Genomic DNA, 15,240 nt, shown 5'->3' with positions numbered 1-15,240 from the left:
CGCCATGGCCTCGTCGGCCTCACGGTGGAACTCCTCCTCCTGCTCGGCCGTGGCGGGCCGGTCCGCGCCGTCCACGCCGTGCCGCCGCTCCCACTCGCGCCGCACCCGGTCGAGCCTGGCGAGCGAGCGCCGCCGCTCCCGGTCCAGCTCTTCCCTCGTGATCATCAGTGCTCCTGTGCCGCATTCCGGTCGCACGTTCCCAGAGTTCACCGATCATTCGCTCGCCGGCCGCACACGGCCCGGCGTGTACCCGAACGCCCTCCTGAACACGTCGATGAACGCGCTCGCCGACGCCCACCCGCACCGGTGCGCCACCGTGGTCACCGGGAGGCCGTCGGCCAGCAGGAGGAGGGCGTGGTGGAGGCGGAGCTGGGTGCGCCACTGCGGGAACGTCATGCCCAGCTCGGCCCGGCAGAGGCGGGCCAGGGTGCGGTCGCTGGTGCCGGCCCGGGCGGCGAACCGGGCCAGGGTGCTCGGATCGGCCGGGTCGCGGTGCAGGGCGGCGCAGACGGCGGCCAGGCGGGGGTCCCTGGCGGTGGGCAGGTGGAGCGGCTGTTCGGGAGCGTGCCTGAGCTGGTCGAGCAACACCGCCAGCAGCCGCTTCCGCTCCCCGCCTGTCCGCTCCTCGTCGGCCGCGCGCTCGCCGGTCCCGCCAGCCCCGCCGTTCCCGGAGGCGTCGGCGGTGTAGGCGATGATCAGCTCGCGCAGCAGAGGTCCGACCGCGAGCACGGCGGGCCTGGCCAGCCCGAGCGGGTTCTCCGTGAGGCCGACCAGGCGCAGGTCCGTGTCCCCGTGGGCGCGGTGCTCGTGGACGGTTCCCGCGGGCACCCACAGGGCCCGGTTCGCGGGGGCCACCCAGGTGCCGGCGCCGGTGGTGACGGAGATGACGCCGCGGCAGGCGTACGCGATCTGATGGGTGTCGTGGCGGTGCGCGTCGATGCCCGCGCCGGGCGCCAGCGGCCGCCGCCCGGTCGGCGCTTCGGACAGATGGCGGATTTCCGGCATGAATTGGCATTTTATCGGAAGCGAGCCATCAGCTCCCAGGCTGAGGATCGAGTGGTGAACAGGATCCCCGCCCTCTCCGCCGGACACGCCACCGTGGACTTCTACCAGGGCGTCGTCCCCGCCCTCGTGCCCTTCCTCGTGGCCGGGCGGGGCTACGGGTACGTCGCCGTCTCCGGCATCGTGCTGGCCGCCACGCTGCTGTCGTCCATCGTGCAGCCGCTGTTCGGCCTGCTCACGGACAGGTGGCGGATGCCGTGGCTGATCCCGGTGAGCATGATCCTGGCCGGGACGGGCGTGGCGATCTGCGGCGTCTCCGACTCCTACGTGCTGACCTGGCTGGCCGCCGCCCTGTCCGGGCTCGGCGTGGCCGCCTACCATCCGGAGGCCGCGCGCCTGGCCAGGATCGCCAGCGAGGGCAGCCACGTGCGGATGAGCTGGTTCTCCACGGGCGGGACGCTCGGCTTCGCCTCGGCGCCCGTGCTGGTCACGCCGCTGCTGGCCGGATGGGGGCTGGGCGCCTCGCCGTTCCTCGTGCTGCCCGCCGTGCTCGGCGCGGTCCTGACGTTGCCCGCCGTCAGGGCGCTGACCGGCGGCGCGCGGGCGGCGCGCGCTGCCGGGCCCGTCTCCGGCAGGGACGACTGGCCGTCGTTCGCCCGCCTCACCCTGGTGATCGTCTTCCGGTCTGTCGTGTACGTCGGGCTGAGCGCGTTCGTGGCCCTCTACATGGGCGGTGGCGCGGCCGGGGCGGTGGCGCTGTTCGTGCTGTTCGCGGGCGGCGCGGTGGGCACCGTCGTGGGCGGCAGGACGGCGGCCCGCCTGGGCCGGGTGCGCACGATGCGGCTGTCGTACGCGCTGGCCGTGCCCGCCGTGGCCGGTGTGGTGCTGGTGCCGGGCCCCGCCGCGTACGCGTTCGTCGCCGCGTCCTCCATCGCCCTGTACGCGCCGTTCTCCCTGCACGTGACGCTCGGCCAGGACTTCCTGCCGACCAGGGTGGGCACGGCCGGCGGCGTCACCCTGGGGCTGGCGGTCAGCGTCGGCGGCCTGGCCAGCCCGCTGGTGGGCGCGGTGGCCGAGGCGACCTCGCTGCGTACGGCGCTGGCCTGCCTGATCGCGTTCCCCGTGCTGGCGCTGCTGATGGCCCGCACCATCAAGGAGCCCGACCCGGTGGCCTCCTAGCCGGTGCCGTCCAACAGAAGGCCGCCCGGTCGGTGGCGCCTGAGCGATGCGTCACCTGGCCGACGGGCGCTCAGCCGGTGGTCGCGAGGCGCAGGACGCTGGTGTTGTCGCGTTGCGTCGGGTCCAGGCGGGTGGAGGTGACGCGGGCCGTGACGGGCAGCCTGCGCGGCGCGTCCGAGGCGACGCGGAGGCGGGCGTGCAGCCGCACCGGCCTGCCGGGATGGACGGTGCCGATCGTGCAGGACGCCTCGCGATGCCCGCTCTTGCAGGTGGCGCCGCTGACCGAGGCCAGGGCCGCGCCGGGCGGCAGGGTGAACGAGACCGGCACCTGGGCGGCGGCCATCAGCCCGCGCATGGTGACGGTGGCCGTGACCGAGGCGGTGCCGCCGCGCCGGACCGGCCGATCGGGGCCCGACAGGCTGACGGACAGCGCGTCGTACACGCCGCGCGGGTCCGCCCGCTTCACGATGGCGCCGTAACCGTCGATGTTGATCGCGTTGGCGACCGAGTTGCCGTCCGACTCGCCGTCCTCCTTGCCCGCCGACAGCACGCCCACCAGGTCGCCGGTGCCCTTCACCACCCACGCCGCGCCGCTGTGCCCCTTGTACAGGTGGCAGTTGAACGTCTCCAGCCGCCCCGCCTTCGCCGCCGGGGCCGCGCTGCGGGCGGCGAGCATGGTGTCCGCGTGGGCGATCCCGAGCGCCTGCCTGGTCCTGGCCAGGCACCAGAGCTGGTCCCTGCCGTCGTACGGCTTCCTGCCGAGCAGCCCCGGATAGCCAATGGTCGCGATCGTGTGCCTGCCGCCCTGGTTGAGCAGCGGGGTGAAGGCGCCCACGGCGTCTTGGAGAGTGCCGTCGCGCCTGCCGACCTCGACGAGGGCGACGTCGTAGATCGAGTTCCAGTCGCCGCCCGGCATGCCGGTGTAGCCGTCGGGCTTCCACGCGCGCCTGCCGCCCCACCGGCCGTACGGCTCGCGCTGCCGTACGGTGGCGCCCCGGCCGTCGTAGGCGGGCACGAACGCGAAGTTCGTGTGCCAGCGGCCGGCCGCCGCGCCCGCCGGCACGCCGTACACGCAGTGGGCGGCGGTGACGACCAGCAGCCTGGAGGCCGAGCGGACCACCGAGGCGCTGCACGAGTCGCCGTTGCCGGCCGCGTTGACGAAGAACAGGCGGCCGCTGATCCGGCTCGCGGGTGTGGAGGTGTACGGGCGGCGCACCCGGGCGTATCCGTTGGCGTCGCCGCCCGGGGTGATGCGTCTGGAGGCGGGCACACTGCGCTGCCGCTGGGCGGCGCCCCCGCTGTCGTCGGACTCCTCGCCACTCGCGTCGCGGTCGCCGCTCGCCTCAGCACCCGAGCCCGCGCTCTCCCCGGCGTCCGTGCCCGCCCCCGCCCCCGCGACGGTGCCCCCACTCTCGCCCCTGCCCGCCCCTGCCACGGGACCTGCCCCTGCCACAGAGCCTGCCCCTGCCGCGGGACCTGTCCCTGCCGCGGGGTCCGCGTTGGTCGCCGTGCCCGCCCCCGCAGCGGAGCCCGCCCCCGCAGCGGAGCCCGCGCCCGCCACCGTGCCCGTGCTCGCTCCGCCCGCCGCGCCTGCTCCGCCCGCCGCGCCTGCTCCGCCCGCCGCGTCCGTGACGGCCGCCGTGCCGATGCTCGTGCTCGTGCCAGGGCCCGTGCCCGTGCTGGGCATGCTCGACGGCAGCTCCGCCGCCTTGGCCTTGGCCTGCTTGCCCGCCGTCCAGTACCGCACCGCCCGCCCCGGCCGCATCACCGGGGAGGCCGCGGCCCCCCAGGAGTCCTGCTGCGCGATGGAGGCGGTGCCGGTGACGGGTGAGGTCCGTCCGGTGGGTGCGGCCGGCGGCGGGTCGGCCGCCGCGGGCAGCGCGAGCGTGACGCCGGCCAGCGCGGTCAGGGTGGTGACCAAGGTCTTCTGCACAGTTGTCCCCCGAACAGCTCGATGACCTTTCGATCACTTTAAGTCACCAAATGGTGACGAAATGTTGTCCGGGAGTGTGTGTCGGGTAAATCAGCCCGCGGCGGCGTCCCCCTGTCCGGGCAGCAGTTCGGCGGTGGTGGCCTCGCGTGGATCGCGGTCGGGCCGCAGCCCTCGCCAGGAGGGGTGCCGCAGCCGCCCGTCGCCGGTGACCTCGGCGTACTGCACCTCGCCGACCACCTGGGGCGAGACCCAGTGGGCGTCGCGGGCGTGCTCGCGCGGCACCACCTCGTCGAACGGCGGATCGTCCCGCTCCAGGGGCGCCAGCCGTTCGCGCAGGTCGCGCAGCATGGCCTCGGTGAAGCCTGTGCCGACGTGGCCGACGTACCGCAGCCGGCCGCGCGGGTCGTACGCGCCGAGCAGCAGCGACCCGATCATGCCCGACCGCCGCCCGCTGCCGGGCTTCCACCCGCCGATGACGACCTCGACGGCGCTGACGTTCTTGATCTTGGTCCATTCGCCGCTGCGCCGGCCCGGCCGGTACGGGGAGGTCAGCCGCTTGCACACGACCCCTTCGAGCCCGAGCTGCCGCGAGGAGTCGAAGGCCCGCGAGGCGTGGTCGGCGAACCAGACGGGCACCTGCCACCGGTACCCGGGCCGCAGCGTGCCCTCCAGCAGCTCGCGCCGCTCGACGTACGGCCGCGACACCACCCCGGTCTCGCCCAGGTGCAGGATGTCGAAGGCCATGAACGTCACCGGCACCGCCCTGGTCAGCTCGGCCACGGCGGCCGGGTTGCGCTGGTGCATCCGGGGCTGCAGCGCCTCGAAGCTGGGCCGCCCGGCCTCGTCGAAGGCCACCACCTCCCCGTCGATGACGGCCGCGCGCCCGCCGGTGGAGCCGGCCATGAGCTGCAGCTCGGGGTAGGCGGGGGTGATGTCCTTGCCGTTGCGCGACATCAGGCGGACGGCGCCGTCCTCGACGTAGGCGAGCGCGCGTACACCGTCCCATTTCATCTCGACGGCCCAGTCGTCGCCCTGGACGGAGGTCAGCGTCCCGAGCTGGGCCAGCATCGGCGCGTAGGCCGGCAGCCGCACCATGGTGCATGCCGTACCCCGACTGCTTGATCGACAGTGGTGAAGAGGGGTCTACAGATGGTCAAGCGAGCTGTCTTCGACCAGTTCGGCCAGGTCCACGCCGTGCCGGCCCAGCTCGGAGACGGTCGCGCAGTACCCGCGCAGGTAGGTGCGGCCGTTGACCTGGTGGGAGACACGCAGCAGCGGGCGATCGTCCAGGATGATCGCCTCTACGAGGATGCCGCCGGGCCCGCGCCACTGTCCCATGCCGGTAAGAGTAAATGCCCGTACATAATGGACAGGTAATAAACGCTGTCCTCAGGGGAAGGCGGGGCCCGGCTCGGGGGCGCCGGCGGGCCACGTGCGCCGCAGCCGCAGCACCGCCGCCGGGGCGTCCGGCGACTTCACGAACGCGTCCCTGAGCGGGAAGCACAGGTAGCCGCGGGTCGTCCAGACGTGGTGGCCGCCGAGGTCGAAGCAGCGCGCGCCGTGCGCGTCGTGCTGGGGGAATCCGGTCATGGCGAAATACAGGTGGCCGGAGTAGACGCCGCCGATGCCGTGGACGTCGATCCGGCCGCGCTCGCCCGCCTCGACGATCAGGTGCGAGTGGACGATGTCGGAACTGGGCCAGGAACTGGCGTTGCCCGCGCCCTGGGTGTAGCTGCCGGTGAACTGGGCGTGCCCGGGGATGACGACGTCCACCGTGCCGCCGGCCGCCCACCCGTCGGCCGCGGCGCCGGCCTCGCGGATCTCGCTGCCGACGGAGTACGGCAGCCTGGTGCCGCCCTCGGCGGTGGCGGTGGCGGCCCGCCACGGGTAGCGGACGCCCAGGCAGCCGCCGAACGCCAGGTGACCGGCGTACCGCGAGATCAGCTCCTCGAAGTGGTCGAGCACCAGCCTGGCGGTGGGATGCCCGGTGCGGTGGTCGACGATCGTGGTGCCGCGCGCCCGCTCGCCGTCGTTGAAGCAGCTCGGGCAGACCTTCTTCACCTCGGCCCACCGCTCCTCGCACGGCTCGACCCCGGAGACCGTCTTCCACCGCGCGCCGCGCGGCACGCCGGCGGCGGCCACGTGCTCGGGGATCGTGTAACCGGGGTCGGCGCCCGGCGGGACGAGCGGGATGCCGGCCACCGCGCCGGACTCGGCCGCCTCGACCTGGTGCGACGCCGCGGCGTGCCGCGCGGACGAGCAGACCGCCAGGCCCTGGTGATGTGTGTCCGTGCCGGTGCTGTTGTGGTGCATGAGACGGCCCCTCTACGACACGTGCCCGTCCGTAAAGGCGACGTAACGTTAGTTTTTGATTACTCTGAGTTTTTCTTGGCTTCAGACGTTAGGAGCCGCTCGTCCAGGGCAGATGTGACCCCTTGAGCTTTTCCCTGCCGTGGCTGTTCCCCCGTGACGGCCACGGCTTCCGCCCCGGCAGGCCCGGTCCGGGGTGATGGTGGCCGCGGGGCGTGCGTCGGCGAGCGCCGCCCCGCGGCCTTCACTTCGTACGGCACTCCGGTACGGCGACATGTCCGGATCGTGGACAGAACCTGATTCAGGGCCCGGACTCCGTAGACTGTCAGGGTGATTTCCCGTATTGACATGCGCGGTTCTCTGCCCGAGGACCTGCGCGACGTGCTGCCCCGCGCCGAGCTCGACGTCGAGGCCGCCCTGGAGAAGGTGCGGCCCATCTGCGACGACGTGCGCCATCGCGGGGCGGCAGCCGTACGGGAGCTGACCGCCAGGTTCGACGGTGTCGAGATCGCCTCCGCGCGCGTGCCCGCCGAGGCCATCGACAGAGCCCTCGCCGAGCTCGACCCCAGGGTCAGGGCCGCGCTGGAGGAGTCGATCAGGCGCACCAGGCTGGTCCACCGCGACCAGCGGCGCACCGACGTCACCACCCAGGTCGTGCCGGGCGGCACGGTGACCGAGCGATGGGTGCCCGTCGATCGCGTGGGCCTCTACGTCCCCGGCGGCCGGGCGGTCTACCCGTCCAGCGTGGTGATGAACGTCGTGCCCGCGCAGGAGGCAGGCGTCGCCTCGCTGGCCGTGGCCAGCCCGGCGCAGAAGGAGTTCGGCGGGCTGCCGCACCCCACGATACTGGCCGCGTGCGCGCTGCTCGGCGTCGAGGAGGTCTACTCCGTGGGCGGGGCGCAGGCCGTGGCCATGTTCGCGTACGGCACCGAGGAGTGCGCGCCCGTCACCCTGGTGACCGGCCCTGGCAACATCTACGTGGCGGCGGCCAAGCGGCTGCTCAAGGGCCTGATCGGCATCGACTCCGAGGCGGGCCCCACCGAGATCGCCATCCTGGCCGACGAGACGGCCGACCCGGTGCACGTCGCCGCCGACCTGATCAGCCAGGCCGAGCACGACACGATCGCCGCCGCCGTGCTCGTCACGACCAGCCCCGAGCTGGCCGACGCCGTCGAGAAGGAGCTGCCCGGCCAGGTCTCGGCCACCAGGCACTCCGAGCGCATCACCGAGGCGCTGAGCGGCAAGCAGTCGGGCATCGTGCTGGTCAGCTCGATCGACGACGGCCTCGCGGTCGTCGACGCCTACGCGGCCGAGCACCTGGAGATCCACACCGCCGACGCGGCGGCCGTCGCGGCCCGGGTGCGCAACGCCGGGGCGATCTTCGTCGGCACGTACGCGCCGGTCTCCCTCGGCGACTACCTGGCCGGCTCCAACCACGTGCTGCCCACGGGCGGCTGCGCCTGCCACTCCAGCGGCCTGTCCGTGCAGTCGTTCCTGCGCGGCATCCACGTCGTCGACTACAGCCGCGAGGCGCTCGCCGCCGCGGCGGCCCACGTGTCGGTCCTGGCCGACGCCGAAGACCTGCCCGCACACGGCGCGGCGATCCGCGCCCGATTCGACTGGCGAGTGCCCGAGTGAACCTCGACGACCTGCCCATCCGCGACGACCTGAGGGGCAAGACGCCGTACGGCGCACCCCAGCTCGACGTCCCGGTCCGGCTCAACACCAACGAGAACCCCTACCCGCCCTCGCCCGGGCTGGTCGCCGACCTGGCCAGGGCGATCGGCGAGCACGCGGGAGAGCTCAACCGCTACCCCGACAGGGACGCCGTCGAGCTGCGCGCCGGCCTGGCCGCCTACCTCGGCCACGGGCTGGCCACCGAGCAGGTGTGGGCCGCCAACGGCTCCAACGAGGTGCTCCAGCAGATCCTCCAGGCGTTCGGCGGCCACGGCCGCACCGCCATGGGGTTCGAGCCGTCGTACTCGATGCACCCGATCATCACCAGCGGCACCAGCACCGAGTGGATCGACGCCAGCCGCGAGGAGGACTTCTCGCTCGACCCCGGCAAGGCCGTGGCCGCGATCGAGGAGCACCGCCCCGACATCGTCTTCATCACCTCGCCCAACAACCCGACCGGCACCGCGCAGCCGCTCGACACGATCGCGGCGATCGCCGCGGCGGCGCCCGGCATCGTGGTGGTCGACGAGGCCTACGCCGAGTTCGCCCGCGAGGGCACGCCGTCGGCGTTGACGCTGCTGCCCGCGCACCCGCGGATGATCGTCACCAGGACGATGTCCAAGGCGTTCGCCATGGCGGGCACCCGGCTGGGCTACCTGGCCGCGCACCCGGCCGTGGTGCAGGCGCTGCTGCTGGTGCGGCTGCCGTACCACCTCTCGACGCTCACGCAGACGGCGGCGCGGGTGGCGCTGCGGCATCAGGAGGAGCTGCTGGGCACCGTCGACGCGCTGCGCCGCGAGCGCGACGACACGGTGGCGTGGCTGCGCTCCAAGGGCCTGGTCGTGGCCGACTCCGACGCCAACTTCGTGCTGTTCGGGCGTTTCCCCGACCGGCGCGCGGTGTGGCAGGGGGTGCTGGAGCGCGGCGTGCTCATCCGCGAGGTGGGCCCGCCCGAGTGGCTGCGGGTGTCGATCGGCACCGGCGAGGAGATGGCGGCCTTCCGCGCCGCCCTGGAAGGAGTGCTTTGAGCCGCGTAGGTCGCATCGAGCGTGTCACCAAGGAGACCTCGGTCCTGGTCGAGGTGAACCTCGACGGCACCGGCCAGGTCGAGGTGGCCACCGGGGTCGGGTTCTACGACCACATGCTGGCCCAGCTCGGCAAGCACGGGCTGTTCGACCTGACCGTCAAGACCGAGGGCGACCTGCACATCGACTCGCACCACACGATCGAGGACACCGCGCTCGCGCTGGGCGCCGCGTTCCGCGAGGCGCTGGGCGACAAGTCGGGCATCAGGCGGTTCGGTAGCGCGTCGTGCCCGCTGGACGAGTCGCTCGCCCAGGTCACCGTCGATCTGTCCGGCCGCCCTTACCTCGTGCACCACGAGCCCGAGGGCATGGCGCCGATGATCGGCCCCGAGTACGACACGACGATGACCCGCCACATCCTGGAGTCGTTCGTCGCGCAGGCCGCGATCTGCCTGCACGTGCACGTCCCGTACGGCCGCAACGCCCACCACATCGTGGAGGCCCAGTTCAAGGCGCTGGCCAGGGCACTGCGGGAGGCGTCGGAGCTCGACCCGCGGGCGACCGGGGTGCCGAGCACCAAGGGCGTCCTATGACTGACAACGTCCTCGCGATCGTGATGGTCTTTCTCGGGCTGTTCCTGATCGGTGGCGTGTTCTCCCTGGGCAGGCAGGGGCTGAAGATCGGTGCGGTCGTCTGCGCGCTGGGCGCGGCGATGGCGATCACGGCGGGGGTGCTGTGGTGGTGAGCAAGAAGAACGTGGTGGTGCTCGACTACGGCTCGGGCAATCTGCGCTCGGCGGAGCGCGCCCTGGCCAGGGCGGGCGCCGAGGTGACCGTCACGCCCGACTTCGAGGCGGCGATGGAGTGCGACGGGCTCGTCGTGCCCGGCGTGGGCGCGTTCGAGGCGTGCATGAAGGGCCTCAAGGCGGTGCGCGGCGAGCAGATCGTCGGCCGCCGCCTGTCCGGCGGGCGCCCGGTGCTGGGCATCTGCGTCGGCATGCAGATCCTGTTCGCCAGGGGCGTCGAGCACGGCGTCGAGACCGAGGGCTGCGGCGAGTGGCCGGGCACGGTCGAGCGGCTGGAGGCGCCGGTGCTGCCCCACATGGGGTGGAACACCGTCAAGACGCCCGAGGGCAGCGTGCTGTTCGACGGGCTCGACGCGGCCACCCGCTTCTACTTCGTGCACTCCTACGGCGTGCGCGAGTGGGAGCTGCGCACCGGCGACGGCTTCGCCGAGCCCGTCGTCACGTGGGCGGAGCACGGCGTGCCGTTCGTGGCGGCCGTGGAGAACGGCCCGCTCATGGCCACCCAATTCCACCCCGAGAAGTCCGGCGACGCCGGAGCGGCGCTGCTCAGAAACTGGCTGCGGACGCTGTGAGCCCATCATGAGCCCCATCATGAGCCCCGTCGTGAGCCCGTCGTGAGCAAGGAACGCGCGCGCCGCAGGGCCGAACGGGAGGCCGAGCGGGCGCGCGCGATCCGGGCCAACGAGGAGCGGCAGGCCCGCAAGGCCCGCCGCCGCGCCCTGCTGGCCCGGCTGACCCCGCGCCCGGTGCGGTTCTACCGGCAGGGCGGCCTGCTGGCCCGCCGCCACCGCGCCCAGAACGCGGTGGTGGCGCTCGGCTTCCTGCTGTTACAGGTGATCGTCTGGCTGATCTGGGGCTCGTTCCCGCTCAGCTTCGGCGTCTTCGTCCTCTCTCTGCTGCTCGCACCCGTTGTCGTGACCCTCGCCTTCGACCGGAGGATCTGAATGTCGCTCGTTTTGCTGCCCGCCGTGGACATCGTGGACGGCCAGGCCGTACGCCTGACGCAGGGCGAGGCCGGCACGGAGACCGTCCACGGCGCGCCGCTGGCCGCCGCGCTGGCCTGGCAGGAGGCGGGCGCCGAGTGGATCCACATGGTCGACCTCGACGCCGCGTTCGGCCGGGGCGGCAACCGCGAGCTGATCGCCGAGGTGATCGGCAAGCTCGACGTCAACGTGGAGCTGTCCGGCGGCATCCGCGACGACGAGTCGCTCGCCGCCGCGCTGGCCACCGGCTGCCGCCGCGTCAACATCGGCACCGCCGCCCTGGAGAACCCCGAGTGGTGCCGGAAGATCATCGCCGAGCACGGCGACAGGATCGCGGTCGGGCTCGACGTGCGCGGCACCACGCTGGCCGCCCGCGGCTGGACCGAGGACGCCGGCGACCTGTGGGAGGTGCTGGAGCGGCTGGAGTCCGACGGCTGCCCCCGCTACGTCGTCACCGACGTCACCAAGGACGGCATGCTCCAGGGCCCCAACCTCGACCTCTACCGGCAGATCTGCGCCCGTACCGACAGGCCGGTCATCGCCAGCGGCGGCGTTTCCAGCCTCGATGACCTGGTAGCACTCGCTTCTCTCGTCCCGGACGGAGTGGAGGGCGCCATTGTGGGCAGGGCGCTCTACGCTCACGCGTTCACGCTGGAAGACGCGCTTTCCGCGGTGCGCGTGTAATTCTTGCCGGGAGGGGGCGAGATGAGCGTCAGCAGCATCGGCATGGAGAGCACCGGTTACAGGGTGTTCTCGGGCGGCATCTGGGAGGAAAGGTACGGCTACGCCCGTGCGGTGGTGGCGGGCGAGCGGGTGATCGTGTCCGGTTGCACGGCCACGGTCGACGGAGAGGTACGCCACGTCGGAGACCCGTACGAGCAGGCCCTGACCGCGATCGACATCGCTCTGGAAGCCGTCCTGATGGGCGGCCTGACGAGGGAGGACGTCGTCATGGTCCGCTACTACGTGGTGGAGCAGCGCCACTTCGACCCCGTGGGGCGGGCCATCCACGAGGTCTTCTGCAAGGTACGCCCCGCCTGCACAGGGGTGCGGGTGGCCGGGCTGGTCGACCCGAGAATGCTGGTCGAGATCGAAATAGAGGCACTGCGAACATGACCGTAGCGGTAAGAGTCATCCCCTGTCTCGACGTGGACGCCGGCCGCGTGGTCAAGGGCGTCAACTTCGAGAACCTGCGCGACGCGGGCGACCCCGTCGAGCTGGCCAGGCGCTACGACGAGGAGGGCGCCGACGAGCTGACCTTCCTCGACATCACGGCGTCGTCGGGCGAGCGCGAGACCATGCTGGACGTGGTGCGCAGGACCGCCGAGCAGGTGTTCATCCCGCTCACCGTCGGCGGGGGAGTGCGCGCGGTCGAGGACGTGGACCGGCTGCTGCGGGCCGGCGCCGACAAGGTGTCGCTCAACACGGCCGCCATCGCCAGGCCCGAACTGCTCACCGAGGCGTCCAGGCGGTTCGGCGCGCAGTGCATCGTTCTGTCGGTGGACGCGCGGCGGGCGCCGGGCACGGCCAGCGGCTTCGAGGTGACCACGCACGGCGGGCGGCGCGGCACCGGCATCGACGCGGTGGAGTGGTCCGCCCGCGGCGAGGAGCTGGGCGTCGGCGAGATCCTGCTCAACTCGATGGACGGAGACGGCACGCTCGACGGCTACGACCTGGAGATGCTGCGCGCGGTCAGGGCGGCCGTGCGGGTGCCGGTGATCGCCAGTGGTGGTGCCGGCCGGCTGGAGGACTTCCCTCCGGCGGTGGCGGCGGGTGCTGACGCCGTGCTGGCGGCCAGCGTCTTCCACTTCGGCACGCTGAAGATCTCCGAGGTCAAGGACACGCTCCGGATGGCGGGGCACCCCGTCCGCTGACCGGCTCGCCCCGGGCCGCGCCGCCCGGGGCCTTGAGCATCAGAACACCCGCAGGTGGTGGAAGAGCTCGTAGGAGACGTCCTTGGCCGCGAACGCGGCGGCCTCGGACCGCTTGACGGCCAGGTACGCGCTGCGCCGCAACGGCCCGAGCGCCTCCATGAGCACCTCGTCGGCCTCCAGCGCGTCCAGCGCCTCCGCCAGCGACTGCGGCAGCCGCGGATACTGACCGGGCCGGGTGTCGGGATCGACGTCCACCGCCTCACCGGGATCCAGCTTGCGGCGGATGCCGTCGAGCCCCGCGTGGATGACGGCGCCCAGCGACAGGTAGGGGTTGGCCGAGGAGTCGGAGGGTTTCAGCTCCAGGTTCGGCTCGCCGCTCTCGCCCAGGGGCGAGCAGACCCGGACCGCGGCCTCCCGGTTGTCGGGCCCGTACACGGCGTACGCGCCGGCCCACATGCGGGGCGCCAGGCGCCGGAAACTGTTGACGCTGCCGCAGGTCAGCGCCGTGAGCGCGGGCAGGTGCGCGAGCAGGCCGCCGATGAAGCCGTCGCGTACCTCGCTCTCCTCGGCGAAGACGTTCTGCGTGTCGTTCCACAGCGACAGGTGCAGGTGGCAGCCGTTGCCCGCCTGGTCGGCCAGCGGTTTGGGCGCCATCGAGGCCCACATCTGCATCCGCGTGGCCACCCCGCGCACCGTCTCGCGGTAGATGACGTGGTTGTCGGCGGCACGCAGTGCGGGCGCGTGACGGATCGACAGCTCCTGCTGCCCGGGGCCGAGCTCCGGGTGATAGTGCTCGACGCGCAGCCCCTGCGTCTCCAGGGCGCGGATCAGCTTGATCGTGTAGTCGTGGGCCGAGTCGAAGCCCGTGGTGGCATAGCAGAGCGAGTCGTCGAGCGGCACCAGGCGGTCGTGGCCGCCCGACGGGTCGGGCAGCCGGCGCCCGAGAGTGAACTCGGGCTCGAACGCCGCCACCAGCGCGTACCCCTCGGTCCTGAGCTCGGCGATCGCCTCCTTCAGGAACGTCCGTGCGCACGCCCCCCACGGGCTGCCATCCGGCAGACACAGGTCCGACAGCATGGCCGCCGCGCCAGGAGCGTGCGGCAACGGGACGTACGTGGCCGGGTCGGGGACGATGCGTACCTCGCCCACCGGTCCCAGGTGCTCGACCTCCTGGAGCTGGTCGAGCATGTTCATCGCCATCATGGCCACCGTGTGCCCGATGCCCGTGCTGAGCCGTTCGGCCAACCGCGACCGGGATGCCGCCTTGCCACGGATCACGCCACCGTGGTCGGCGTACAGAAAACGGATCAGCTCGATACCCTCGAGCTCCGTTCGCTCGAGGATGCGCCGCGCGTGGGGGTCGAGCTGATGGGGTTTGGTGCCGCTGGGGCGATCTCTCATCCTGCCTGCGTAACACGATCTGGCAGCGCGGGGAAGCACCTGACGCAGACAGAACCTTCGGTCAGGTCAGAACACTTGAGAAGAACACGGCCAACTGATTAGCTCCTTGAATGATTCCGTCGAACACACCGTTGACCGCGGCGGCGGCTTGGGCCGGCCGGGTGAACAGGTAGAAGACCACGAACGCGACAGCCACCTAGGTGATCACCTTCTTGACCTGCATGGGGGGCCTCCTGCAGTCCATTCCCAGCCGTATATACCCGGATCTGGGCGATCCCTAGGCATCTTCTGTGAAGATGTACATGATCCTAACCGGGGGGCTTCTTACTCATGCCATGGTACGGGCAGGAGATTACCCGCGAGCGCCTTCCACATAGGGATTTCCGCGGTAGCACGGCACGCTGGGAGAGGCCTCAGACGCCCAGAGTGGCCTCGCGCAGCCGGGCGACGGATCCGGGGTCGCCGGTCAGCTCCACGCGGGCGTGAGACTGCCGCCCGAAGCAGAACATCAGCAGCTCCGCGGCCTTGCCGGTGACCTCCACCCGGGAGCCGCCGCGCGGGCCGCCGAGCACCACCCCGCCGCCGAGGCGGTGCAGCACCACCCCCACGGGTGACTTGCGCAGCATCAGCCGGGCACCGGTGGAGACCCGCTTCCAGATGACCGCCTCCAGGTCGGCCGGCAGCTCGCGCGGCTGCCACGCGGGCTGGGCGCGGCGCACGTCCTCGTGGTGCACGAACAGCTCCAGCGCGTTGACGGCCTCGTCGAGCGCGGGCAGCAGGCCGTAGACGCCGCCGGGCTTTCGGACGATGCCGACCAGCTCGGGGAAGGGGTGGCGGGCCTTGAAACCGTCCTGGACGGAGGCCGTGTAGCCGGCCAGGGCCTTGATGGCGATGCCGCCCATGGCGTCGGGCCGGCGTTCGCGGATGGCGAGGTGGGCCGCCAGGTCGTAGGTGGTCCAGCCCGTGCAGAGGGTCGGCGCGTCCGGGCCGAGCCGGTCGAGCAGGTCGCAGAGCGCGGAGCGTTCGCCACGGGCATGTGTCACGAGCCCAC

The 15,240-nt window shown here is 72.4% G+C and carries 18 protein-coding genes; 10 read left to right on the top strand and 8 right to left on the bottom strand.

Annotated elements, in window-relative coordinates; all coding sequences use genetic code 11:
- Positions 1-213 precede the first annotated feature (213 nt).
- Positions 214-1,005 carry an AraC family transcriptional regulator gene (locus ABD331_RS12610; RefSeq protein ID WP_344473925.1) on the bottom strand — a complete coding sequence of 264 codons (792 nt, stop codon included), beginning with the start codon at positions 1,003-1,005 and terminating at the stop codon, positions 214-216.
- A 54-nt stretch (positions 1,006-1,059) separates the two neighbouring features.
- Between ABD331_RS12610 and ABD331_RS12605 the strand changes: the two genes are divergently transcribed.
- Positions 1,060-2,181: an MFS transporter gene (locus tag ABD331_RS12605; RefSeq protein WP_344473923.1), complete on the top strand. Its 1,122-nt coding sequence runs from the start codon at positions 1,060-1,062 to the stop codon at positions 2,179-2,181.
- A 70-nt stretch (positions 2,182-2,251) separates the two neighbouring features.
- Here ABD331_RS12605 and ABD331_RS12600 read toward each other — a convergent pair whose 3' ends face one another.
- The 4 genes from ABD331_RS12600 to ABD331_RS12585 all read right to left on the bottom strand — a co-directional run bounded on the left by ABD331_RS12600 (position 2,252) and on the right by ABD331_RS12585 (position 6,427).
- A complete protein-coding gene (locus tag ABD331_RS12600) occupies positions 2,252-4,114 on the bottom strand; it encodes a hypothetical protein (protein WP_344473921.1) in 1,863 nt (620 codons plus the stop codon).
- 90 nt (positions 4,115-4,204) lie between these two features.
- On the bottom strand, positions 4,205-5,209 hold the full coding sequence (gene ligD / locus ABD331_RS12595) for a non-homologous end-joining DNA ligase (RefSeq protein ID WP_344473920.1): 1,005 nt from the start codon (positions 5,207-5,209) through the stop codon (positions 4,205-4,207).
- Positions 5,210-5,257: 48 nt separating this feature from the next.
- Positions 5,258-5,452 (bottom strand): hypothetical protein, encoded by a 195-nt coding sequence (locus ABD331_RS12590; protein WP_344473918.1) that lies wholly within the window; start codon positions 5,450-5,452, stop codon positions 5,258-5,260.
- A 51-nt stretch (positions 5,453-5,503) separates the two neighbouring features.
- Complete coding sequence (locus ABD331_RS12585; protein ID WP_344473916.1) at positions 5,504-6,427, bottom strand: hypothetical protein; 924 nt, start codon at positions 6,425-6,427, stop codon at positions 5,504-5,506.
- Positions 6,428-6,754: 327 nt separating this feature from the next.
- On the opposite strand from ABD331_RS12585, the gene hisD reads away from it, so the two are divergent.
- Genes hisD through hisF form a run of 9 tightly spaced genes read left to right on the top strand, consistent with a single transcriptional unit; the run spans position 6,755 to position 12,788 of the window.
- Positions 6,755-8,062, top strand: coding sequence for a histidinol dehydrogenase (gene hisD / locus ABD331_RS12580; protein ID WP_344473914.1), 1,308 nt, complete (start codon positions 6,755-6,757; stop codon positions 8,060-8,062).
- Positions 8,059-9,129 carry a histidinol-phosphate transaminase gene (locus ABD331_RS12575; RefSeq protein WP_344473912.1) on the top strand — a complete coding sequence of 357 codons (1,071 nt, stop codon included), beginning with the start codon at positions 8,059-8,061 and terminating at the stop codon, positions 9,127-9,129. The genes hisD and ABD331_RS12575 overlap by 4 nt, the downstream gene beginning before the upstream one ends.
- Positions 9,126-9,719, top strand: coding sequence for an imidazoleglycerol-phosphate dehydratase HisB (hisB, locus tag ABD331_RS12570; protein WP_185106673.1), 594 nt, complete (start codon positions 9,126-9,128; stop codon positions 9,717-9,719). Before ABD331_RS12575 ends, hisB begins: the two co-directional genes overlap by 4 nt.
- On the top strand, positions 9,716-9,871 hold the full coding sequence (locus ABD331_RS12565) for a hypothetical protein (RefSeq protein WP_187414363.1): 156 nt from the start codon (positions 9,716-9,718) through the stop codon (positions 9,869-9,871). Before hisB ends, ABD331_RS12565 begins: the two co-directional genes overlap by 4 nt.
- Positions 9,865-10,503: an imidazole glycerol phosphate synthase subunit HisH gene (gene hisH, locus ABD331_RS12560; RefSeq protein WP_344473907.1), complete on the top strand. Its 639-nt coding sequence runs from the start codon at positions 9,865-9,867 to the stop codon at positions 10,501-10,503. The genes ABD331_RS12565 and hisH overlap by 7 nt, the downstream gene beginning before the upstream one ends.
- Before the next feature lie 42 nt (positions 10,504-10,545).
- On the top strand, positions 10,546-10,875 hold the full coding sequence (locus ABD331_RS12555) for a hypothetical protein (protein ID WP_148434878.1): 330 nt from the start codon (positions 10,546-10,548) through the stop codon (positions 10,873-10,875).
- Positions 10,876-11,598, top strand: a complete 723-nt coding sequence (priA, locus tag ABD331_RS12550) for a bifunctional 1-(5-phosphoribosyl)-5-((5-phosphoribosylamino)methylideneamino)imidazole-4-carboxamide isomerase/phosphoribosylanthranilate isomerase PriA (RefSeq protein WP_344473904.1) — start codon at positions 10,876-10,878, stop codon at positions 11,596-11,598. It abuts the gene before it with no gap.
- 21 nt (positions 11,599-11,619) lie between these two features.
- Positions 11,620-12,030 carry a Rid family hydrolase gene (locus ABD331_RS12545; protein ID WP_344473901.1) on the top strand — a complete coding sequence of 137 codons (411 nt, stop codon included), beginning with the start codon at positions 11,620-11,622 and terminating at the stop codon, positions 12,028-12,030.
- Positions 12,027-12,788 carry an imidazole glycerol phosphate synthase subunit HisF gene (gene hisF, locus ABD331_RS12540; RefSeq protein WP_344473899.1) on the top strand — a complete coding sequence of 254 codons (762 nt, stop codon included), beginning with the start codon at positions 12,027-12,029 and terminating at the stop codon, positions 12,786-12,788. The genes ABD331_RS12545 and hisF overlap by 4 nt, the downstream gene beginning before the upstream one ends.
- 39 nt (positions 12,789-12,827) lie before the next feature.
- Here the strand turns inward: hisF and ABD331_RS12535 are convergent, their stop codons facing one another.
- The 3 genes from ABD331_RS12535 to ABD331_RS12525 all read right to left on the bottom strand — a co-directional run bounded on the left by ABD331_RS12535 (position 12,828) and on the right by ABD331_RS12525 (position 15,232).
- Positions 12,828-14,189 (bottom strand): glutamine synthetase family protein, encoded by a 1,362-nt coding sequence (locus tag ABD331_RS12535; RefSeq protein ID WP_344473897.1) that lies wholly within the window; start codon positions 14,187-14,189, stop codon positions 12,828-12,830.
- Between the two features lie 61 nt (positions 14,190-14,250).
- Positions 14,251-14,385: a hypothetical protein gene (locus tag ABD331_RS12530; RefSeq protein ID WP_344473895.1), complete on the bottom strand. Its 135-nt coding sequence runs from the start codon at positions 14,383-14,385 to the stop codon at positions 14,251-14,253.
- A gap of 217 nt (positions 14,386-14,602) precedes the next feature.
- Complete coding sequence (locus ABD331_RS12525) at positions 14,603-15,232, bottom strand: TIGR03085 family metal-binding protein (RefSeq protein ID WP_344473893.1); 630 nt, start codon at positions 15,230-15,232, stop codon at positions 14,603-14,605.
- Positions 15,233-15,240 lie beyond the last annotated feature (8 nt).

The organism is Nonomuraea monospora (assembly GCF_039531895.1).
Lineage (GTDB): Bacteria > Actinomycetota > Actinomycetes > Streptosporangiales > Streptosporangiaceae > Nonomuraea > Nonomuraea monospora.
The sequence above is the reverse complement of the archived record's forward strand: the minus strand, read 5'-3'. Positions and strand labels throughout refer to the sequence as shown.

What these genes read in the sequence shown, in the direction of transcription:
- ABD331_RS12610 (WP_344473925.1), bottom strand. Translation starts at nt 1,005, where the DNA reads ATGCCGGAAATCCGCCATCTGTCCGAAGCGCCGACCGGGCGGCGGCCG.
- ligD (WP_344473920.1), bottom strand. Translation starts at nt 5,209, where the DNA reads ATGGTGCGGCTGCCGGCCTACGCGCCGATGCTGGCCCAGCTCGGGACG.
- ABD331_RS12590 (WP_344473918.1), bottom strand. Translation starts at nt 5,452, where the DNA reads ATGGGACAGTGGCGCGGGCCCGGCGGCATCCTCGTAGAGGCGATCATC.
- ABD331_RS12585 (WP_344473916.1), bottom strand. Translation starts at nt 6,427, where the DNA reads ATGCACCACAACAGCACCGGCACGGACACACATCACCAGGGCCTGGCG.
- ABD331_RS12565 (WP_187414363.1), top strand. Translation starts at nt 9,716, where the DNA reads ATGACTGACAACGTCCTCGCGATCGTGATGGTCTTTCTCGGGCTGTTC.
- priA (WP_344473904.1), top strand. Translation starts at nt 10,876, where the DNA reads ATGTCGCTCGTTTTGCTGCCCGCCGTGGACATCGTGGACGGCCAGGCC.
- ABD331_RS12545 (WP_344473901.1), top strand. Translation starts at nt 11,620, where the DNA reads ATGAGCGTCAGCAGCATCGGCATGGAGAGCACCGGTTACAGGGTGTTC.
- hisF (WP_344473899.1), top strand. Translation starts at nt 12,027, where the DNA reads ATGACCGTAGCGGTAAGAGTCATCCCCTGTCTCGACGTGGACGCCGGC.
- ABD331_RS12535 (WP_344473897.1), bottom strand. Translation starts at nt 14,189, where the DNA reads ATGAGAGATCGCCCCAGCGGCACCAAACCCCATCAGCTCGACCCCCAC.